Origin of the sequence: Kitasatospora sp. NPDC058048 (genome assembly GCF_042885555.1) — a bacterium.
Taxonomy (GTDB): domain Bacteria; phylum Actinomycetota; class Actinomycetes; order Streptomycetales; family Streptomycetaceae; genus Kitasatospora; species Kitasatospora lactacystinica.
Genome location: NZ_JBHVRT010000043.1, coordinates 1 through 19,246, shown reverse-complemented (window position 1 = coordinate 19,246; position 19,246 = coordinate 1). Strand labels below are relative to the sequence as shown.

The 19,246-nt window shown below is 73.9% G+C and carries 17 protein-coding genes; 9 read left to right on the top strand and 8 right to left on the bottom strand.

Going from position 1 to position 19,246, the window contains the following annotated elements; all coding sequences use genetic code 11:
- Window positions 1-87 precede the first annotated feature (87 nt).
- The 5 genes from gcvPA (at window position 88) to ACFVVA_RS33650 (ending at window position 5,734) form a co-directional block, all read left to right on the top strand.
- Entirely contained in the window at window positions 88-1,446 is a 1,359-nt protein-coding gene (gcvPA, locus tag ACFVVA_RS33670) for an aminomethyl-transferring glycine dehydrogenase subunit GcvPA (RefSeq protein WP_387694541.1), read from the top strand.
- Window positions 1,443-3,041, top strand: coding sequence for an aminomethyl-transferring glycine dehydrogenase subunit GcvPB (gene gcvPB / locus ACFVVA_RS33665; RefSeq protein WP_387694540.1), 1,599 nt, complete (start codon window positions 1,443-1,445; stop codon window positions 3,039-3,041). Before gcvPA ends, gcvPB begins: the two co-directional genes overlap by 4 nt.
- Window positions 3,038-4,213: an ATP-NAD kinase family protein gene (locus ACFVVA_RS33660; RefSeq protein ID WP_387694539.1), complete on the top strand. Its 1,176-nt coding sequence runs from the start codon at window positions 3,038-3,040 to the stop codon at window positions 4,211-4,213. The genes gcvPB and ACFVVA_RS33660 overlap by 4 nt, the downstream gene beginning before the upstream one ends.
- Before the next feature lie 20 nt (window positions 4,214-4,233).
- Window positions 4,234-4,980 (top strand): SDR family NAD(P)-dependent oxidoreductase, encoded by a 747-nt coding sequence (locus ACFVVA_RS33655; RefSeq protein WP_387694537.1) that lies wholly within the window; start codon window positions 4,234-4,236, stop codon window positions 4,978-4,980.
- A 100-nt stretch (window positions 4,981-5,080) separates the two neighbouring features.
- On the top strand, window positions 5,081-5,734 hold the full coding sequence (locus ACFVVA_RS33650; RefSeq protein WP_380548517.1) for a GntR family transcriptional regulator: 654 nt from the start codon (window positions 5,081-5,083) through the stop codon (window positions 5,732-5,734).
- A 56-nt stretch (window positions 5,735-5,790) separates the two neighbouring features.
- On the opposite strand, the gene ACFVVA_RS33645 is transcribed toward ACFVVA_RS33650, so the two are convergent.
- On the bottom strand, window positions 5,791-6,543 hold the full coding sequence (locus tag ACFVVA_RS33645) for an MBL fold metallo-hydrolase (protein ID WP_387694536.1): 753 nt from the start codon (window positions 6,541-6,543) through the stop codon (window positions 5,791-5,793).
- A 48-nt stretch (window positions 6,544-6,591) separates the two neighbouring features.
- Window positions 6,592-7,599, bottom strand: coding sequence for a GlxA family transcriptional regulator (locus tag ACFVVA_RS33640; RefSeq protein WP_387694535.1), 1,008 nt, complete (start codon window positions 7,597-7,599; stop codon window positions 6,592-6,594).
- Window positions 7,600-7,805: 206 nt separating this feature from the next.
- Between ACFVVA_RS33640 and ACFVVA_RS33635 the strand changes: the two genes are divergently transcribed.
- Entirely contained in the window at window positions 7,806-8,441 is a 636-nt protein-coding gene (locus ACFVVA_RS33635; protein ID WP_387694534.1) for a DUF4937 domain-containing protein, read from the top strand.
- A 210-nt stretch (window positions 8,442-8,651) separates the two neighbouring features.
- Here ACFVVA_RS33635 and ACFVVA_RS33630 read toward each other — a convergent pair whose 3' ends face one another.
- Window positions 8,652-9,704 (bottom strand): hypothetical protein, encoded by a 1,053-nt coding sequence (locus ACFVVA_RS33630; protein ID WP_387694533.1) that lies wholly within the window; start codon window positions 9,702-9,704, stop codon window positions 8,652-8,654.
- A 370-nt stretch (window positions 9,705-10,074) separates the two neighbouring features.
- On the opposite strand from ACFVVA_RS33630, the gene ACFVVA_RS33625 reads away from it, so the two are divergent.
- Window positions 10,075-10,518, top strand: a complete 444-nt coding sequence (locus ACFVVA_RS33625) for a hypothetical protein (protein ID WP_387694532.1) — start codon at window positions 10,075-10,077, stop codon at window positions 10,516-10,518.
- A gap of 93 nt (window positions 10,519-10,611) precedes the next feature.
- Here ACFVVA_RS33625 and ACFVVA_RS33620 read toward each other — a convergent pair whose 3' ends face one another.
- From ACFVVA_RS33620 to ACFVVA_RS33605, 4 genes are all read right to left on the bottom strand, one after another.
- Window positions 10,612-10,881: a hypothetical protein gene (locus tag ACFVVA_RS33620; RefSeq protein ID WP_387694531.1), complete on the bottom strand. Its 270-nt coding sequence runs from the start codon at window positions 10,879-10,881 to the stop codon at window positions 10,612-10,614.
- A gap of 179 nt (window positions 10,882-11,060) precedes the next feature.
- On the bottom strand, window positions 11,061-12,608 hold the full coding sequence (locus ACFVVA_RS33615) for an FAD-dependent monooxygenase (protein WP_387694530.1): 1,548 nt from the start codon (window positions 12,606-12,608) through the stop codon (window positions 11,061-11,063).
- Window positions 12,605-13,315: a TetR family transcriptional regulator gene (locus tag ACFVVA_RS33610; RefSeq protein WP_387694529.1), complete on the bottom strand. Its 711-nt coding sequence runs from the start codon at window positions 13,313-13,315 to the stop codon at window positions 12,605-12,607. Before ACFVVA_RS33610 ends, ACFVVA_RS33615 begins: the two co-directional genes overlap by 4 nt.
- An 87-nt stretch (window positions 13,316-13,402) precedes the next feature.
- Window positions 13,403-14,413 carry a metallophosphoesterase family protein gene (locus ACFVVA_RS33605; RefSeq protein ID WP_387694528.1) on the bottom strand — a complete coding sequence of 337 codons (1,011 nt, stop codon included), beginning with the start codon at window positions 14,411-14,413 and terminating at the stop codon, window positions 13,403-13,405.
- A gap of 364 nt (window positions 14,414-14,777) precedes the next feature.
- Between ACFVVA_RS33605 and ACFVVA_RS33600 the strand changes: the two genes are divergently transcribed.
- Complete coding sequence (locus ACFVVA_RS33600; RefSeq protein ID WP_387694527.1) at window positions 14,778-15,521, top strand: class I SAM-dependent methyltransferase; 744 nt, start codon at window positions 14,778-14,780, stop codon at window positions 15,519-15,521.
- A 108-nt stretch (window positions 15,522-15,629) separates the two neighbouring features.
- Here the strand turns inward: ACFVVA_RS33600 and ACFVVA_RS33595 are convergent, their stop codons facing one another.
- Window positions 15,630-16,916: an alpha/beta hydrolase family protein gene (locus tag ACFVVA_RS33595; RefSeq protein WP_387694526.1), complete on the bottom strand. Its 1,287-nt coding sequence runs from the start codon at window positions 16,914-16,916 to the stop codon at window positions 15,630-15,632.
- 379 nt (window positions 16,917-17,295) lie between these two features.
- Here ACFVVA_RS33595 and ACFVVA_RS33590 point away from each other — a divergent pair, with 379 nt between their 5' ends.
- Window positions 17,296-19,137, top strand: coding sequence for a beta-galactosidase family protein (locus ACFVVA_RS33590; RefSeq protein ID WP_387694525.1), 1,842 nt, complete (start codon window positions 17,296-17,298; stop codon window positions 19,135-19,137).
- Window positions 19,138-19,246: the final 109 nt, after the last annotated feature.

Sequence of the window (19,246 nt, the reverse complement as noted above, 5' to 3'; positions counted from 1 at the left end):
CGACTGGTGAATGCCGAATGCTGTATACAGAACTCAGCATTCACAACCCCGTCAAGGCTTGTGACTGAAATCGCGGAAGGTGCCAGCATGAGCACACGCGTCCCCCGAACCCACCCGTACATCCCCAACTCCGCCCCGCAGGTGAGGAAAGCGATGCTGGCGGCGGTCGGCGCCCAGGACGTCGAGGAGTTCTACGCCGACATCCCCGCCGCCCTCCGGCTGGACCGCCCGCTGCGACTGCCCGAGCCGCTCGGCTCCGAGGCCCGACTGGTCGCCCACATGGAGGAGCTGCTCTCCCGCAACACCGCCGTCCCGCCGGGGCGCAGCTTCCTCGGCGCCGGCTGCTACCGCCACCACGTGCCCGCCGTGGTGGACGAGATCGTCAACCGCAGCGAGTTCCTCACCGCCTACGCGGGCGAGCCGTACGAGGACCACGGCCGCTTCCAGGCGCTGTGGGAGTACCAGTCGATGATGGCCGAGCTGCTGGCCGTCGACGTCGTCAACGTGCCGACGTACGACGGCTTCCAGGCCGCCGCGACGGCGCTGCGGATGGCCGGACGGGTCACCGGGCGGCGCCGGCTGGTGCTGGTCGGCGCGATCGACCGGGACCGGCTCTCCCGGATCCACGACTACGTCCGGGGCGTCCACAAGCTGGTGCCCGTCCCCGCCGAGCCCGCCGCCGTCCGGTCGGCCCTGGCCGAGGGCGACGCGGCCGCCGTCTACGCCCAACTCACCGACCACGACGGCCTGGTCGACCACGAGCTGCCGCAGTACATCGAACTCGCCCACGGCGCCGGGGCGCTGGCCGTCGTCCACGTCAACCCGCTGAGCCTCGGCGTGCTCACCCCGCCCGCCGAACTCGGCGCCGACCTCACCTGCGGAGACCTCCAGCCGCTCGGCATCCACCCCGGCTACGGCGGCGGCAACGCCGGCTTCATCGGCAGTGCCGACGACGAACGCCTGGTCGCCGAGTACCCCAGCCGGCTGTTCGGGCTCACCCCCACCGACGTCCCCGGCGAGTACGGCTTCGGCGACGTCGCCTACGAGCGCACCTCCTTCGCGCTGCGCGAGGAGGGCAAGGAGTGGGTCGGCACCGCCGCCGCCCTGCACGGCATCGCCGCCGGGGTCTACCTCGCGCTGATGGGCCCGCACGGCATGCGGGAGATCGGCGCGACGATCCTCGCCAACACCGCCTACGCCCGCCGGCGCCTCGCCCTCGTCCCCGGCATCGACCTGGCGGACCCGCAGGCCGTGCACTTCGCCGACTTCACCGTCCGCTACACCGGCGAGCGCACCGCCGCCGAGATCTCCGAGGCGCTGCTCGCCCACGGCCTGCACGGCGGCACCCCGGCCGGCCCCCACGAGGGCCGCTACTGCGTGACCGAGCTGCACACCCGGGCCGACATCGACCGCCTCGCCGACGCGCTTGAGGAGATCGTCAAGTGACGAACCACCCGAACACCGGGTCCGTGGACCCGCGGATCGCCCCCAAACCCGCCGTGCGCCGCTTCCACCAGGCCCGCTGGGACGAGAAGCTGATCTTCGAGCTCGGCGCGCCCGGCGAGCGCGGCGTCCTGCCGCCGCTGCCCGAGCCCGCCGTCACCGCCGCCGTCGGCGACCCCGCCGAACGGCTGCCCGCCGCCCTGCGCCGCGGCGCGCCGCCCGCTCTGCCCGAACTCGGCCAGCAGCAGGTGCTCCGGCACTACCTTCGGCTCTCCCAGGAGAACCTCGGCGCCGACCTCAACGTCGACGTCGGCCAGGGCACCTGCACCATGAAGTACAGCCCCAAGGTCAACGACACCTTCGTCCGCGACCCCCGGATCGCCGCCCTGCACCCCGCGCAGGACGCCTCCACCGTCCAGGGCGTCCTCGAACTCGTCCACCGGCTGGAGCAGTTGCTCAAGGAGATCTCCGGCATGGACCGGGTCAGCCTCCAGCCCGGCGCGGGCTCGGCGGCGATCTGGACCAACGTCTCGGTGATCCGCGCCCACCACGCAGCGCGCGGCGAGCTGGAGCAGCGCGACGAGATCATCACCACCGCCTTCTCCCACCCCTCCAACGCCGCCTGCGCCAAGACCGCCGGCTTCCGGGTGATCACCCTGCACCCCGACGCCGACGGCTACCCCGACATCGAGGCGCTGCGCGCCGCCGTCGGCCCGCGCACCGCCGCACTGCTCATCACCAACCCCGAGGACACCGGCATCTACAACCCCCGGATCGCCGAGTTCGTCCGGATCGTCCACGAGGCCGGCGGCCTGTGCGCCTACGACCAGGCCAACGCCAACGGCATCCTCGGCATCACCCGGGCCCGCGAGGCCGGCTTCGACCTGTGCCACTTCAACCTTCACAAGACCTTCTCCACCCCGCACGCCTGCGGCGGCCCGGCCGCCGGCGCCTGCGGAGTCACCGCCGAGCTGGCGCCCTACCTGCCGCGCCCCACCGTCGAGTTCGACGGCGAGCGGTACGTCCTGGACGACGACCGGCCGGACTCGATCGGCAAGATCCGCCCCTACCTGGGCGTCGTCCCGAACCTGGTGCGCGCCTACGCCTGGATCACGGCCCTGGGCGCCGAGGGGCTGCGCGAGGCCGCCGAGACCGCCGTCCTCAACAACAACTACCTGCTGCACCGGGTCCGGCAGATCCGGGGCGTCTCCGTCCCCTACGCCGAGGGGCGCCCCCGGGTCGAACAGGTCCGCTACAGCTGGCAGCAGCTCAACGAGGACACCGGCCTGCACAGCGAGGACCTCGGCTACCGCGCCGCCGACTTCGGCACCCACTACTGGACCAGCCACCACCCGTACCTCGTCCCCGAGCCGATGACCCTGGAGCCCACCGAGTCCTACTCCCGGGCCGACCTGGACGAGTACGCGGCGATCCTCGCCGAGGTCGCCCGCGAGGCGTACGAGGACCCGGAGACCGTCCGCACCGCGCCGCACAACTCCACCGTGCACCGGATCCGGCACGAGCCGCTGGACGACCCGGCGGTCTGGGCGGTCAGCTGGCGCGCCTACCGCCGCAAGGTCCTCGGCGAGCAGCCGTGACCTCCGCCCCGAGCGCCCGGATCGGGCTCGTGGTCAACCCGGTCGCCGGCCTCGGCGGCCGGGTCGGGCTCAAGGGCAGCGACGGCGCCGAGGTCCAGCGACGGGCCCTGGCACTCGGCGCCCGCCCGCAGGCCGTCGCCCGGGCCGCGCTGACCCTCCGGCGGCTGCCGCCCGACGTGGAACTGATCACGGCCGACGGCGCGATGGGCGCCGACGCCGCCCGGGCCGCCGGCCGCACCGCACGCGTCGTCCACCGGCCCGGCACGGCGGACACCACCGCCGACGACACCCGGGCCGCGGTCCGCGCCCTCGTCGCGGCCGGCGCCGCACTGCTGCTGTTCTGCGGCGGCGACGGCACCGCCCGCGACGTCCTCGACGCCCTCGGGCCGGAGCCCCGCCTGCCCGTGCTCGGCATCCCGGCCGGGGTCAAGATGCACTCCGCCGTGTTCGCTGTCCACCCCCGGGCCGCCGCCGAGGTCGCGGCGGCCTGGGCCACCGGCCGGGGCGTGCGCCTGGAGGACGCCGAGGTGGTGGACCGGGACGAGGCCGCGCTGCGGGCCGGCCGGGTCTCCGCCCGGCTCCACGGCCGGCTGACCGTCCCGGTGCTGCCCGCCCGCGTGCAGCAGCGCAAGACCGGCAGCTCCGGACCCGACCCGGGAACACCCGCCGGCCTCGCCGCCGAGGTCGCCGAACGGGTCGGCCCCGGCGGGCTGCTGCTCCTCGGACCCGGCAGCACCACCCACGCGGTGGCCACCGCGCTCGGCGCGCCCGGCGCCAGCCTGACCGGCGTCGACCTGCTGCGGCTCGGCCCCGGCAGCGCCCTCGGGCCCGGCCGCTCCGACGGCCTCGCCAGCGCCGCCCGGATCCTGATCCGCGACGCCCGGGCCGACCAGCTGCGCGCCCTGCCCACCACCCCCCACATCGCCCTCTCCCCGATCGGCGGCCAGGGCTTCCTGCTCGGCCGCGGCAACCAGCAGCTCACCCCCGAACTGCTGCGCGCCGCGGGCCGGGAGAGGCTGCTGGTGCTCGCCACCGACGCGAAGCTCGCCGCCCTGGCCGGACGCCCGCTGCTGCTCGACACCGGCGACCCCGACCTCGACGACGCCCTCACCGGCCACGTCCGGGTGATCACCGGCCGCCGCTCCGGCGCCGTGTACCGCCTCTCCGCCTGACCCCTGTAGAGGAGTTCCCCATGATCGACCTGCACGGCAAGCGCGCGATCGTCACCGGCGCCGCCTCCGGCATCGGCCGGGCCACCGCCGCCCTGCTCGCCGAACTCGGCGCGGCCGTCGTCCTCGCCGACCTCGACACCGAACGCGGCGAACGGGCCGCCGAGGAGATCGGCGGCACCTTCGTCCGCTGCGACGTCTCTCGGCGCGCCGACTGCGAGCAGGCCGTGCGCACCGCCGTCGAACAGCACGGCGGCGTCGACGTCCTGTTCAACAACGCCGGCATCATCCGCCGCTCCACCGTCACCGGGATCAGCGACGAGGACTGGGACCTGGTGATGGCCGTCAACGTCCGCTCGATCATGCTGCTCAGCGGACTCGTGGTGCCGCTGATGGCCGCGAACGGCGGCGGCAGCATCGTCAACACCGGCTCCGGCTGGGGCATCAGGGGCGGCGGCCGGGCCGTCTCCTACTGCGCCTCCAAGGGCGCCGTGGTCAACATGACCCGGGCGATGGCCATCGACCACGGCCCGGACAACATCCGGGTCAACTGCGTCTGCCCGGGCGACACCGACACCGGCATGCTCGCCGAGGAGGCCCGCCAGCTGGGCGAGAACCCGGACGCCTTCTACACCGACGCCGCCGACCGTCCGCTCGGCCGGATCGGCCAGCCCCGGGACATCGCCCAGACCGTGGCCTTCCTGGCCAGCGACGCCGCCGCCTTCGTCAGCGGCGCGGTCATCGCCGTGGACGGCGCCGGCACCGCCTGACGCCCGCGAACCGTACAGCACCGCAACCCCGTACGACGGCCGGGCGACGGCACGCGCCGCCCGGCCGGTACGCTACGGACCGAGGAAGAAGGGACGTTTGATGGCGATCGAGCGGCGGCCGCTGCGCGAGCAGGTGAAGGACGAACTCCTGGAGCAGCTCGGCCGCGGCCGGTTCACCCCCGGCGAGTCGATCAACGAGGTCCAGCTCGCCGAGGAACTGGGCGTCAGCCGAACCCCCCTGCGCGAGGCCCTGATCAGCCTGGAACGCGAGGGCATCATCACCAGCGAGCGCGGCAAGGGCTTCCGCTTCGCCCCCACCGGCAAACAGGAGTTCCTCGACCTCACCGCGATCGTGATCGCCCTGGAGTCACTGGCCCTGCGCACCTCCGACCCGGCCCACCTGGCCGAGATCGCCCCCAGGCTGCTCGCCGAGGCCCGCGCCTTCTCCGCCCCCCAGGCCCCGCACGGCACCATAGAGCGCTACGACGACGCCTGGCATGCCCTGCTGCTCTCCGGCTGCGCCAACGCCCGGCTGCGCGAGATGATCGAGTCGCTGAAACTCACCCTGCACCGCTACGAGCGGGTGGTGGTCGGCGACCACGAGATCCTGGAACGCGCCGCCGAGGAGCACGAGCGGATCGCCCAGTGCCTGCTGGAAGGCGACGTCGACCAGGCCGTCACCGCGCTGGAGGCCAACTGGACCAGCGGCATGGAACGCATCCTGGACCGCCTGCCCCCGGTCGCCGCGCTCTGAACCCGGCGCCCTGGACCCGGCGCCCTGAATCCGGGGTTCTGAACCCGGTCCGCTCGTCAGTCGAGCACCTCGGCGACGCCCGGGGTGAGCCAGTGCAGCCGGTCGGCCAGGCCCGCCGCCGCGAACCGTGCGGCGGTCTCCGTCCGCCCCTCGGTGAAGTGCTGCCACGAGGTGTAGTGGACGGGCACGACCCGGCGGGCTCCGAGCGAGGCGGTGAGCGCGGCGGCCTGCGCCGCGTCCATGGTGATCAGCTCGCCGCCGCCGAAGGCCTCGATCCGGGCGGCGCCGAGGTGCAGCAGGGCCGTGCCGATCCGGAACCTCCGCCCCACCTCGTCGAGTTCGGGGATGTGGACGGTGTCGCCCGAGACGTACAGCGCCTCCGGCTCGCCCGGCACCTCGACCACGAACCCGGTGACCTCCCCGACCGGACCGTGCACACCGGGCGTGCCGGTCACCCGCAGGGTGCGGCCGTCCACGGTGAGGTCCCGGGTCTGCCACGGCGCCAGCCCGAGCGCGCCGCCACCGAGCCGGGCCGCCCCGCCGACCGTGGTCAGCACCGGGCGCCCGGCGAGCAGGGTACGGCCGGTGGCGTCCAGGTTGTCGGGGTGCTCGTCATGGCTGAGCAGTACGGCGTCCACCGGCGGCAGCTCGTGCACACCCGCCTCCGGGCCCCGGGTGCTGCGCAGGACCACCGGGTCGTGCCGGTACTCGGCGGGGGCCGGATCGAAGACCGGGTCGGTCAGCAGCCGCAGGCCGCCGACCTCCAGCAGGACCGTCGCGGTTCCGATGTGCGTGGCCTTGATCCTCACAGCATTCCTTCTCTCATGGTGAATTGACGTTCGATCAGACACGTTCGATCAGACAGCCGTCGCCGGGATCCGGAACCGGCGCCGGTACTCCCCCGGAGTGGTGGACAGCCGGTCCCTGAACACCCGGTGCAAGGTCTCCACGGAACCGAAGCCGCAGGACCGGGCGACCCCGGGCAGCGGATGGTCGCTGCGCTCCAGCAGCCGGCGGGCCGCCTCCAGGCGCAGCTCCTCCACGTAGGACCCGGGGGTGGCACCGGTCTCCGCACGGAAGACCCGGGCGAAATGCCGTTCGCTCATGGCGAGTCGCCCGGCGAGCACGGACACCGACAGATCGGCGTCCAGGTGCTCGGCGATCCAGCGGCGCAGGCCGCCCAGGTCCGCCCGGCCGCCCGTACGGTGCGCCAAGGGCACGCTGAACTGGCTCTGACCACCCGGGCGTTGGAGGTACATGACCATGATCCGCGCGATCTGCAGGGCCAGGTCGTCGCCGTGGTCCTCGGCGACCAGGGCGAGGGTGAGGTCCATGGAGGTGGTCAGGCCCGCGCTGGTCCACAACCGTCCGGAGCGGATGAACACCGGGTCGGCGTCCACCTCGACGGCCGGATAATCAGCGGCCAGCCGCTCGGCGGTCGCCCAGTGGGTGGTCGCGCGATGCCCGTCCAGCAGTCCGGCCGCCGCCGCCACGTGCGCGCCCGCGCACACCGAGGCGATCCGCCCGGCCCGCGGCCCGGCCTCCCTCAGCCAGGCGACCACCGCCGGGTCCACCCGCGGCACCGGCCCGTCCGGGCCCAGGTCCACCCGCCCCGGCACCAGCACCGTGTCCGGCCGCACCCGCTGCTCGGCCAGGGTGGCGGTCACGTACAGCGGCACCCCGGAGAAGGTCTCCACCGGCCCGCTCCGCTCCGCGCACACCCGCACCTCGTACCCCGGCCGCCCGGGCGGCAGTAGCCGCCCGGCCAGCGCGAGGATCTCGGCGGGCCCGGTCACGTCCAGCGCGTTCACTCCGGGGAACACCGGGATCACGACCAGATGCGGCAGGCGGGGTGCGTCGTTCATGCCCCCACTCTCGCCCGGCGGCAGTGATGGCGGCAATGACGGGACTCTGCAACATCCGGACAGCACCGCATCCGGACAGCAGCCCATTCGGTCGACGCCGCATCCGGACACCGCCCCCGGCGCGGGCCCTACACCCCTGGTCCTACCGCCCCCGGGACCAACGCCCGATTGCCTCTCCGCCGCCTCCCCGCAGCATGATGGCCCGCATGATCGGCAAGTGGATCGACTGCCGGGTCCGGCCCGGAGCACGCGAGGCGTTCGCCGCCGGCCAGCGCCGCTGGTCGGCGATCTCCGACCAGCCGGGCCTGGTCGGCCAGACCGGCGGCTGGGAACCCGGCGCCGACCGCGCCCTGCTGCTCGCCCTGTGGAGCGACGAACCCGCGTACGCCCGCTTCATGCGCGAGCGCCACGACCGGGCCGCCGCCCACGCCGACCAGCGCTCCAGCTGCACGGGGATCGAGGTCGCCACCGGCCCGGTTGTCCTCACCATGCCGGGCGCGGCCCCCTCCCTCCCCGCCGCCCTCGCCCGCGCCACCGTCCTGCGCGCCGCCGACTGCCGGCTCCGCGCCGGCCGCGCCGGCCACTTCCTCGACGTCCAGCGCGAGCTCTGGGCGCCGGGCATGGCGGCCGCGGACGGCATGCTGGGCGGCACCGTCACCCGCCTCTCCCCCGGACGCCACCTCGTCACCACCCTCTGGACCACCCCCGCCGCCCACCGCGACTACACCACCCACCACCTCCCGGCCCTGCTCGCCCGCGCCGGCGTCCCCACCGACGTCCGCACCCTGACGGGCCACCTGCTCCCCCTCGAACCCTCCTGGCGCATCGGGGCCGGCACCTGAACCGACACCGAGCACGCCCACGGCCTGTCCGTGACCGGGCCCGAGAAAGCGGCGCTGACCGAGATGCCCGACACCTGCGCGCAGCGGCGGCCGGGTCGGGGCCGCTCGGGCCGCCGGCTGTTCCCGCCTGCGTCGGCTCGCTTCGACGGTGCCTGATGTGATGGGGCGGCCCCGGCACCGGAGTGCCGGGGCCGCCCTGCCGACGGGATGTCAGGTGAACATCTGCTGGAAGGCCCAGATGCCGTTGTCGGAGCCGCGGTGGGGAACCAGGAGACGGTTGTCGTGGTACCTGGCGGGGACGGGCAGGCCCGCCACGTGTCCGCCCAGCGGAGCGGCGTCGGCGAAGACGTCGGCGTTGGGCTGCTTCTGCTCGCAGACGTACAGGCTGCGGTCGGTGGCCACGACGAAGACCTCCAGGCGGCCGTCCATCGCCAGGATCGCCACCGGGGCCTCGACGATGGTGCCCTGAGTGGTTCCGGGGGTGGTGTAGGAGGTGCCGTAGCCGGCGGGCTGGACGGCGTGGAAGCCGGTGGTGCCGGCCCGCCAGAACACGCGGATGCGGTGGTCGGCGTCGGTGACGGCGGTGGGGCTGCCGACGACGCCCGCGTTGCGTGCCGAGACGAGGAAGTAGTTGGTCCAGTTGTCGGTGCTGTCCGGGTCCTGCTCGCTGATGCCCCAGATCTCGTCGTTCGCGCCGTGGACGAAGACCTGGACCCGGCCGTCACCGCCGCGGGCCGCGGCCGGGGCGAGCACGTTGTTCGCGAGCGTGTCGCCGCCCAGGCTCTCGGCCGGTTCCCATGAGGCGTAGTCCACCGCCGTCTGGTGGACGTGCCACAGGGCCCGGTCGGTGCCGTTGTAGAACGCCGAGACGCGGCCGTCCGCGTTCAGGACCGCCGCCGGGTCCGATGCCGCGTCCGAGGCGATCCGCGACACCACGTAGCCGGTGCTGTTGATCACGTCGTGCCGCAGCGCCCACACACCGCCGTCGGGGCCGCGCCAGACCACGTTGACGATGCCGTCGGGGCCGCGCACCGCGGCGGGCGTGCCCGCGACCTTGCCGACCGCGCCGGCGATCCGGGTCCAGTTCGCTTCCCAGCTCCAGTCGCGCTGCTGCGACTTGACGTACAGGTCGGGGCCGTTGCCCCGCACGAAGACCGACAGGCGGTCGTCCGCGTTCGGCACCACCGCGGGGTTGAACGTGGTGCCTCCCCCGAGGCCGAACGGCGAAGCCCACACCAGACCGGGAGTGGTCGAAGGCGCCATGACGGGAATTCCCCTCGCTCGCACTGCACAACACGGATGCTCCGGAGCGGATCGCGCCCCTGGCAGGTACGCGCCCATGTCCGGCGGAGGCAACGATTCACCCATCCGCTTTCACCTGCGCCCGAATACTGGCGGGTGTTCACCCGATCGAGTGAGGCCCCGTTTGAACGCAGGCCACCTGCCGGGGCGCGCGGGATGCGAGAGGCGCGGGGAAAGTGCCGAGCCGAAGGCCCTCACGTCGGAACGCCGGCACCGTCCGGCCGCTGCCCCGCCTCCCGGTCCGGAACGGGCCGCCAATGATGATGTGCTGACGCTTCGTCATGGAAGGATGCAGGCGCATCGGCAGCGAGCCGTTCAGTGAGGAGACGCCATGTCCGAGTCCACGCCCAACGCCAAGGGCCCCGCCAAGGTGCAGATGTCACCCGAACAGATGGCCAACCTCGGATCGTCTCCGTCCCCCGGGGCAACCGCGCCCGAACCGGCGCTGATCCCGGCCGACCAGGTCGAGCCCGAGGACATCGCGACCCTGTCGATCGAGTACCGGGACGGCCGGCCCGTGGTGGTCGTGAGCGGTGGGAGGTACGTCCCGTCCGAGCTCCCCGTCGTGAACAGTTCCGGCGTGGCGTGCGCGGCCCGGTTCGCCTGGTCGAACGGCGTGGCGCACCTCCACACGCCGGACCCGGCGCCCGCACCGAACAGGTCGCCCCAACCGTCGCCCGCCGCCCCTGACGTGCTGCTCGTCCTGTTCGACAACGTCCCCGACCAGGTCGACATCCGGGAGCCCGGGGAGGGGATTCACTTCGGGCTCAGCTGAGCTCCTGAGCACGGTGCTTCGCCCGCCGCAAGCGGTTGCGCACGATCGGCACCGGCTTCGACGAACTCGCCTCCCGCTACCGCGCCGGAGCGGTCAGGGCGGGGTGTCCCCCGAGCAGTTGGCTTCGAAGTCGTCCTGCTGGTCCGCCAGGGTCTGCTGGTCCTCCTCCGCCTTCTCGCGGGCGTCGCCCAGCTCCGCCCGCAGCTCGGCGACCTGCGCCGGATCGGGATCCGGCTGGCTGCTGAGGTCGTCCAGCTGGTTCTGGAGATGTCTGACCCTCGCCGCGTCCTGGGCGAGCGCGGCCCGGGAGGCGGCGATCAGGTTCCGCAGGCCGGCGCAGGGGTCATCGGTGGCCGGGGCCATGGCTTCTCCTTCGCGCTCGGGCGGCGCAGGGCACCCGCAGGGCGAGCGCCGCGCTTCCATGATGGTGTCCGCTCGGGCCGGACGCATCCGCGCCCACGGACCGGAGCCCACGGACCCCGTGGGCGCCGTGGGCGCTGTGGGCCGACGGGAGCGTCCCCGGCGGCCCCGGCCGCGGCTGCTCAGACCGTGAACCAGCGCCCGACGGCCGTGCGCAGCTCGGCCTGTTCGGCCGGGTCGGGGCGGGGTGAGCCGCCGGCCCAGGCCACGTAGCCGTCGGGGCGGATCAGCAGACCGGTGAGGCCGGCCGGGCCGTCCTTCGCGATGACGACTTCGACGGCGTCCTGGTCCTCCGCCAGTGCGGCTGCCAGCGACTGGTCCTCGCTCAGGTCGATCAGCAACGGCCGGGCGCTTCGGGCGAGTTCGGCGATCCTGGTCTTCCCCGTCCCGGTGGTCAGCTCCAGGTCCGGTGCGAACCGGCCGACTGCGGGGTGGGGATCGGTGAGGCCCATGTCGTAGCGCACGTCGGTGCCCGCGGTGAGGTCGGCGAGGTGCTGGACGACCTCCTTGTGGGTGAGCAGTTCGGCGAAGAGTTCGCGCAGGGCGGTCGTGTCGCTTCCCGGTGCGGTGAGCGCGGACTGCGCCTCGGCGTTGAGCACCATGCGGCGGGCGGCCTGGCGGCGCTCGGTGTCGTAGCTGTCGAGCAGGCCGGTCGGGGCGGTGTCGCGCAGCACGGCGGCGAGTTTCCAGCCGAGGTTGGCGGCGTCCTGGAGGCCGAGGTTCAGCCCGGGGCCGCCGCCGGAGGTGTAGACGTGGGCGGCGTCGCCGATCAGGAGGACCCGGCCGTCGCGGAACCGGTCGGCGACCCGGGTGTTGCCGCCGGTCAGCCGGCGCAGCACGTGCGGGCCGGTGCCGTCCGGCGGGCCGAGCGGCAGGTCGACGCCGAGGACCCGGCGGATACTCGACTCCATTTCGGCCAGGGTCATCGGCTCGTCCGTCGCGACCTGGTCCCACTCGGTGGTGCTGATCAGCGGCGGCTGCCCGGGGAACGGCGCGTAGGAGAAGCCGCCCCGTTCGGCGCGGTGGGGCAGGAAGGGCAGGACGGGTCCGTGGCCGGGGACGGTGAGGGCGCCGTTGACGGGGTCGACCCAGTCGGTGGGGACGGTGGCGTGGACGGTGCGGTTGGTGCGGCGGTCGTAGCTGACTCCGGGGAACCCGATACCGCTCCCCTTGCGGATCACGCTGTGCGCGCCGTCCGCGCCGACCACCCAGCGGGCGCGCATCCGCCGGTCGCCGTCGGGACCGGTGACGTCCAGGGTGACGGCCTCCTCGTCCTGGGCGACGGCGCCGACCCGGTACCCGCGCCGCAGGTCCACGCCGAGGGCGCGGGCGCGTTCCTCCAGGACCTCGACGATGCGGTGCTGCGGGGCGGCCAGGCCGAAGACCGGGCTGGCGTCCAACCGGCCGAGGTCGAGTCCCATGGCAGCGAACATGAAGTAGGCGGAGTTCGGCCGCGGGGGCTCCGAGCTGCCGCTGAGCGGCTCGTACAGGCCGCGGTGGTCGGCCAGGCGCACCACCTGGCCGAGCAGGCCGTTGGCCTTGGGTTCGGTGCTGGGCTGCGGGAGCTGCTCCAGCACGATCGGGCGAATGCCGGCCAGGCTCAGTTCGCAGGCCAGCATCAGCCCGTTCGGGCCGCCTCCCACGATGATCACGTCGGCTGTCACGGTCATGTCTCCTTGGTGCGAACGGGAAGAGGTGGCACCGCGGGCGAGTCGGTCGCCGCCGCTCGCCACGGGACGGGCAGGCCGGCGGCGACCTGCTCGAAGACCTGGGCCAGGACCGTGCCGAGCGGCTCGGGATCGTCGGCGCGCAGGCTGTGCTCGACGGCCACCGCGCTGCCGGCCCCGACCACGGCCGCCACCAGTTTCGGGTAGACGTCGCGTTCGGCGTCGGTCCCGGTGCGCCGCGCGACGGCCTCGGCCAGCTCCTGCTGGGCGGCGGCGTTGGCCTTGACGATCTCGCCGGCCAGCGCCGGTTCGGCCAGCATCAGCCGCACCCCCTCGCGCCAGCGCTCGCTCTGCGCGGCGGAGTTGCCCTCCCCGGAGGCTTCCGGCGGCGCGAACTGGCCCAGCACGGCGTGGAGCAGCGAGTCCCAGAGCGCTTCGTCGGCCGGGCGGGCGAGCAGGTCGTCGGCGACCCGGAGCATCCGCTCCAGGTGGCTGGCGGCGATGGCCTCGGCCTTGCCGGCGAAGTAGTTGCGGAAGGTGCGGACCGAGACGTCAGCCTCGGCGGCGATCTGATCGACCGTCACGGCGTCCCAGCCGTGCAGGACACAGAGCCGGATCGCCGCCCGGCTCAGCGCGACCCGGGTCTCCCGCTTCTTGCGCTCGCGGAGTCCGGGCCGACCGGTCGTACGGGCCTCAGGTGCAGGTGCCATGCGAGCAGCGTAGGGCCAAACTTGCCGCCACGGCAATGTTTCCGTGGCGGCAAGTTTCATTGGGCCCGAGGGCCCAAGGGCCGAGGGTCAGATCCGCGTGGACAGCGGCACGGATATCCGCTTCATCCAGGCGCCCGTCGCGAAGTCGCGCGCCCTGATGACGACCCGGTCCCGGTACACGTCCACCTGGAGCCCCTGGTTGAAGTGCCCGGGGACGGTGACCTCGCCGCCCTGCCCGTCGTCGGCGAAACCGGTCTGCACCGCGCCGGTGTTGATCACCGAGAAGCCGTCGAGGTTGGCGGTGCCCGGCACGACGCGGCGCACGTACCAGTCGGAGAGGGTCAGGTCCCAGTGGGTGTGGCCGCTGAAGAGGAACACGTCGCGGTAGCGCCCGAGGAGGCCGAGGAGGCGGTCGGGCTGGAGGTAGTCGCTCCGGTAGATCTTGCTCCGGGTGCCGGAGACGGTGTCGGGCAGCGGGTGGTGGGTGATCACCATGACCGGCTTCCGGCGCCTCGCCCAGTACTGCAGCCGGTCCTCCAGCCACCGGAACTGCGCGTCGCTGATCCACACCTCGTCCCACAGCGAGTTGTCGTGGTACTTCATGTAGCGCTCGGTGCCGAGGGTCAGGACCGGGATGCCGCCGAAGGTCGTCTCCGCGTAGATCGTCGACCGCTCGGCGAAGCGGTAGAAGCTGCGGAAGAGGGACTCCTCGGTGGTGCCGTTGGGCCAGCTGCTCTGGGCGAGCGTGTCCGGGTCGGCCCACTTGGGGACGTAGAACTCGTGGTTGCCGATGGCCCAGGCCACCTCGCGGGGCTTCGGCCCCTGCTCCAGCACCTTCCGCACGTCGGCGTACTCGAAGTCGTAGCCGCGCGGCGTGATGTCCCCGGCGACGGCCAGGCCCGACGAGTGCGGGTTGGTGGCCCGGATGTCCTTCAGCGCCTGGGCGAAGTCGCCGAGGTCGCCCTGAATGTCACTGATGACGTTGAAGGTGCTCACCAGGCCGCCGCCGTCGGCGGGTTCCGCCTCGGCGGTCACCTGGGCGAGGCCTCCGAGCACCAGTGCCCCGGCGGTCGCGCCGAGCAGGGTCCTGCGTTCCATGGTCATTCCTTTCGGCTGTCGCACGGGGTCGAGGAACCTCGGCCGCGCGCTTCGGACCAGACCCGTTATCAATATGCGATCAAGTGGGCGGCCAGGTGAACGGGCACTGTCGGGCAGGCCCTGCGTGGGCCGTCCGGGGTCGAGCGACCGAACCCGGCCCGGCGGACCGGGTCGTCGGCTCCTGCGAACCGCGCCGCCCGGCCGACTTCTTCGTGTCATCCGCCAGTACGGCCACGGACGGGCGCGGAGGAGACTTTCCGCCGGGACCGCGGCCCGGCCGGGCGGGGCCTCCGAACCCGGAGGCCGTGTTCGGCCGCGCGCGGGACGCCGTACGGACAGGACGACGCACCGGAGGGGGCGGCACATGGGCGTGCAGCAGTACGACGGGATCGGCGAGGCGTTCGAGGGGTTCAAGGCCCTGCCGTTGACGCGCTACGGGGAGGTGCCGAGCTTCCTCGGCCTGGTCGGGGACGTCAGTGGCCGGTCGATCCTCGACCTGGCGTGCGGCACCGGCTTCTACAGCAGGGAGTTCAAGCGACGCGGTGCCACCGACGTCCTCGGCGTCGACATTTCCGTCGAGATGATCGCCGCCGCGCGGGCGATCGAGCGGCGCGACCCGCTGGACGTGCGCTACGAGGTCGGCGACGTGGCCGAACTGCGCCCGCTCGACCGGCGGTTCGACATCGCCCTGGCGGTGCAGTGCCTCAACTACGCCGAGGACATCGCGGCGATGGAGCGGATGTGCCGCGCCGTCCACCGGAGCCTGGTGCCGGGCGGGGAACTCTTCGTCCTCGCCCAGAAGCCGGACTACCGGTTCGACTGCCCGTCCCTGGAGGAGTACGGGTTCCGCTGCGAGCCGATCGGCGGGGAGACCGAGACGGGTCCGCGGGTGCGGGTCACGGCGCTCCTCGACCCGCGGCCGATCAGCATCGTCGGCGCGGCCCCGCGCCGCGAGGTGTACGAGGAGAGCCTGCGGGCGGCTGGGTTCACCGCGCTGGAGTGGGTGCCGCTGGGTGTGTCCGAGGCCGGAATCCGCGCGTTCGGCAGGGAGTTCTGGGCGGACCTCCTCGCACACCCGCCACTGGAGATGCTGCGCTGCCGCGCCTGACCCGGCCGCACCGGCCCCGCGGCCGCCCCCGGCCCACCGCCCACCCCCGGTCGGCGGGTCGGCGGGCCGGCGGCGGCCGCCGTGGGTCCAACCCGTCGGGGCCGTGCCCTACTTGGCGAAGCGGACCTCCGGGAAGGCCGCCGACGGCCCGTCCAGCAGTCGGCCAGGGCGGTCGAGCAGGTGCCGGTCGAAGAACGCGCCGAGGTACGCCCGGGTGGCGGCGAGCGCGCGGGCGCCCTTGATGCTGCCGTACTGCTCCGGAGCGGTGTCGGCCGGCACCTGGTCACGGATGCCGAGGGCGTCCACCAGCCAGTGCACGTCGCAAAACGACAGGTGCCCGCCCTCCGGCAGGTCCAGCCAACGCTTCCAGCCGGTCAGGTGCTGCCAGGTCTCGTCCCAGTTCGCCGTCGGGGACGCGCCGGCGTGCCGCTGCGCACCGAGCAGCAGCACCGGGCGGGAGAGGCCCTCGGCCGGCAGCGGGGCGAAGAAGTCGCCATCCAGGTTGGCGGCGGCGCGGATCCGGCCGTCCACCCGCATCGCCTCGACGGCGCTCGCGCCGCCGATGGAGTGGCCGGCCGCGCCGATCCGGGAGGCGTCGATCCGCAGCCCGCGGACGAGCCCCGGACCGGGCGCGGTCAGCCGGTCGATCAGGAAAGCGATGTCCTTCGCCCGGCTGCGGATGACCTCGGCCGCCAGCCGGTCGTCCACCTTGTCGCAGATCAGGCAGGACTCCAACCGCCCGTCGGGGAACTGCACAGCCGTCTCGTAGGTGTGGTCCAGCGCGGCCACCGCGTAGCCCCGGGCCGCGAGGTCCTCGGCGAGGGCGGTGAGCGAGGAGCGGTCGAAGCCGAAGCCGGGCGAGAGCACCACCAGCGGGTGCCGCCCGGGCGCGGGCACCGTACGGACCCGCACCCCCGTCCCGACGGCGCTGAGGTCCGGAGTGCCGTACCGGGCGGTGGACATCTCCGGGGAGAGGTACGGCAGTTGCCCGCCGCGCGTGGACTGCGCCGGGTACCAGAGGGTGGCCATCAGTTCGCGGGTGGCGGCGTCCGGCCGCCAGGGGTCGTGCCGACCGGTGTCCACCAGGCGGACCGAGGCGGCACCGATCAGCCGGTGCGTGGTGGGCGCGGGCACCTGCGGCGCCCCGGCCTTCGCGTCCACGCCCGCCTGCGCGTCCGGGCCCAGGTCCGCGCCCGCGCCGACGCCCACGCCCACGTCCGCCCCCACCTCCACGGGAACGGGCACGAGCACTGGCGGGCGAGACGAGGTGGCGACGGAAGGCGGTGCGGCGGTCGGGGAGGCGGCCGACGCGGCCTGCGGGCCGGTCAGCGGGAGGAGGACGGCGATGGGCACGGCGAGGAGCGCGGCGCTCCGCCACCGAGGAGTTGTCGACATGACGCCACGTTAGGTGCGCCACCGGCACCGGCGCGTCCTGCCCGCGGCGTAGCCCGCTCAACCGCAGGTCGGAGCCGCCACGCCGGGCGGACCCGCCGCTCGGACGGGCCCGCCTCCACCCTGGGCGGCGGGCGGGCCGCGGGTGGCGGTCCGGATCGCCCCGGCCCGCACCGGCCTGCACCGCTCCTGGCGAACCCGGACGGGTCGAACACGACCGCGTGCCTGGACGCCGAGGGCAACACGGTGGCGACCCTGCTCACCTTCGAGGAGTGACCCCGGCCCCGCCCGCCCCTTCCCCGCACCCACCCCCGCGTGCAACCGGCAAGCCTTCAGGGAAAGCGCTTTCCAAGTGCCCCCGAACTGGGTACGCTCGATCATCGTGGCAGCCACCCTGCCTCCCCTCCCGCAGCCCTCCGAAAGCTGGCCCCTGATGCTCGACCACGACGAAACCGGGTACGTCCGGGACGGGGCGCCGCACCGCGTCGTCTCCGGTGCCCTGCACTACTTCCGCGTCCATCCCGACCTCTGGGAGGACCGCCTGCGCCGGCTGCGCGCGATGGGCGCCAACACCGTCGACACCTACATCCCCTGGAACTTCCACGAGCTGCCCTCCGGCGCCTTCGACTTCACCGGCTGGCGCGACGTCGCCCGCTTCAGCCGCCTCGCCCAGCAGCAGGGCCTCGACGTCATCCTGCGGCCCGGCCCCTACATCTGCGCGGAGTGGGAGTTCGGCGGCCTGCCCGCCCGACTGCTCGCCGCCGACGGGATGCAACTGCGCTGCGCCGACCCGGCCTACCTGACCGAGGTGGACGGCTGGTTCGACGCCGTCGTGCCCGAGATCCTGCCGCTGCTGGCGAGCCGGGGCGGCCCGGTGGTGGCGGTGCAGATCGAGAACGAGTACGGCAGTTTCGGCAACGACCGCGGCTACCTCCTCCACCTGCGCGACGGCCTGCTCGAACGCGGCGTCGACTGCCTGCTGTTCACGGCGGACGGCGCGGAGGACGCGATGCAGCAGGGCGGCGGCGTCCCGGGCCACCTCGCCACGGCGACCTTCGGCTCCCGGCCCGCCGAGCGGTTCGAGGTGCTGCGGCGCTACCAGCCCCAGGGCCCGCTGACGGCCATGGAGTTCTGGATCGGCTGGTTCGACCACTGGGGCGAGCCGCACCACGTGCGCGACGCCGCCGAGTCCGCCCGGGCACTGGACGAGCTCCTCGCCACCGGGGCCTCCGTCAACCTCTACATGGCCCACGGCGGCACCAACTTCGGCTTCTGGGCCGGCGCCAACCACACCGGCACCCGTCCGTTCGACACCGGGTACCAGCCGACCGTCACCAGCTACGACTACGACGCCCCGATCGGCGAGGCCGGCGAACTCACCGAGAAGTTCCACGCCTTCCGCGCCGTCATCGGCAAGTACCTCCCCCTGCCCGAGGGCGAGCTGCCCGGGCCGGTCCCGCGCGTCGCTCCGCAGCGCGTCCGGCGCCGCGCCGCCTCCGCGCGGCTCCTGGCGAACCTCGACGCCCTGTCCGAGCCGGTGCGCCGCCCCGTCCCCGAGCCGATGGAGAAGGTCGGCCAGTCCCTCGGCCTCATCCACTACCGCACCCGGATCTCCGGCCCCCGGCCGTCCATGCCGCTGCGCATCGACGGCATCGGCGACCGCGCCCACGTGTTCGCGGACGGCCGGCCGCTCGGCGTCCTGCACCGCGACGCCCCGGCGGACACCCTGCCGCTGGAGGTCGGGCCGCAGGGCGTCGTGCTCGACATCCTGGTCGAGGCGCTCGGCCGGGTGAACTACGGCCCCCTGCTGGACGACCGCAAGGGCATCGGCCGCGGCGTCTCCCACGGCCACCAGCGGCTGTTCGACTGGGAGATCCGCCCCCTGCCGCTCTCCGATCTGGGCCGCCTGCGCTACGAGGAGGCGGATGCGGCCGTCGACGCGGACCCGGCCTTCCACCGCTTCGAGGCCTCGCTCACCGAGCCCGCCGACGCCTTCGTCGCCCTGCCCGGCTGGGGCCGCGGACTCCTCTGGCTCAACGGCTTCCTGCTCGGCCGCTACTCCGCGCAGGGCCCGCAGCGGACCCTCTACGCCCCGGCTCCGCTGTGGCGGGCGGGCGTCAACGAGCTCGTGCTGCTCGAACTGGACGGCCACGGCGAGGAGATCGAGCTCCGCGACCGGCCCGACCTCGGGCCGCTCGCCGCCGCCCCCAGCTCCGAGTACTGAGCCCGCGGGCTCCGGCCCGCTCCACCGGCCCGGGGGGGGGGGGGGGGGCCCCGCGGGGGGGGGCCCCCCCCGCCGCGGGGGGGCGCGGGGGGGGGGGGGGGGGGGTGGA

What these genes read in the sequence shown, in the direction of transcription:
- gcvPA (WP_387694541.1), top strand. Translation starts at nt 88, where the DNA reads ATGAGCACACGCGTCCCCCGAACCCACCCGTACATCCCCAACTCCGCC.
- ACFVVA_RS33655 (WP_387694537.1), top strand. Translation starts at nt 4,234, where the DNA reads ATGATCGACCTGCACGGCAAGCGCGCGATCGTCACCGGCGCCGCCTCC.
- ACFVVA_RS33650 (WP_380548517.1), top strand. Translation starts at nt 5,081, where the DNA reads ATGGCGATCGAGCGGCGGCCGCTGCGCGAGCAGGTGAAGGACGAACTC.
- ACFVVA_RS33640 (WP_387694535.1), bottom strand. Translation starts at nt 7,599, where the DNA reads ATGAACGACGCACCCCGCCTGCCGCATCTGGTCGTGATCCCGGTGTTC.
- ACFVVA_RS33635 (WP_387694534.1), top strand. Translation starts at nt 7,806, where the DNA reads ATGATCGGCAAGTGGATCGACTGCCGGGTCCGGCCCGGAGCACGCGAG.
- ACFVVA_RS33630 (WP_387694533.1), bottom strand. Translation starts at nt 9,704, where the DNA reads ATGGCGCCTTCGACCACTCCCGGTCTGGTGTGGGCTTCGCCGTTCGGC.
- ACFVVA_RS33625 (WP_387694532.1), top strand. Translation starts at nt 10,075, where the DNA reads ATGTCCGAGTCCACGCCCAACGCCAAGGGCCCCGCCAAGGTGCAGATG.
- ACFVVA_RS33620 (WP_387694531.1), bottom strand. Translation starts at nt 10,881, where the DNA reads ATGGCCCCGGCCACCGATGACCCCTGCGCCGGCCTGCGGAACCTGATC.
- ACFVVA_RS33615 (WP_387694530.1), bottom strand. Translation starts at nt 12,608, where the DNA reads ATGACCGTGACAGCCGACGTGATCATCGTGGGAGGCGGCCCGAACGGG.
- ACFVVA_RS33610 (WP_387694529.1), bottom strand. Translation starts at nt 13,315, where the DNA reads ATGGCACCTGCACCTGAGGCCCGTACGACCGGTCGGCCCGGACTCCGC.
- ACFVVA_RS33605 (WP_387694528.1), bottom strand. Translation starts at nt 14,413, where the DNA reads ATGGAACGCAGGACCCTGCTCGGCGCGACCGCCGGGGCACTGGTGCTC.
- ACFVVA_RS33600 (WP_387694527.1), top strand. Translation starts at nt 14,778, where the DNA reads ATGGGCGTGCAGCAGTACGACGGGATCGGCGAGGCGTTCGAGGGGTTC.
- ACFVVA_RS33595 (WP_387694526.1), bottom strand. Translation starts at nt 16,916, where the DNA reads ATGTCGACAACTCCTCGGTGGCGGAGCGCCGCGCTCCTCGCCGTGCCC.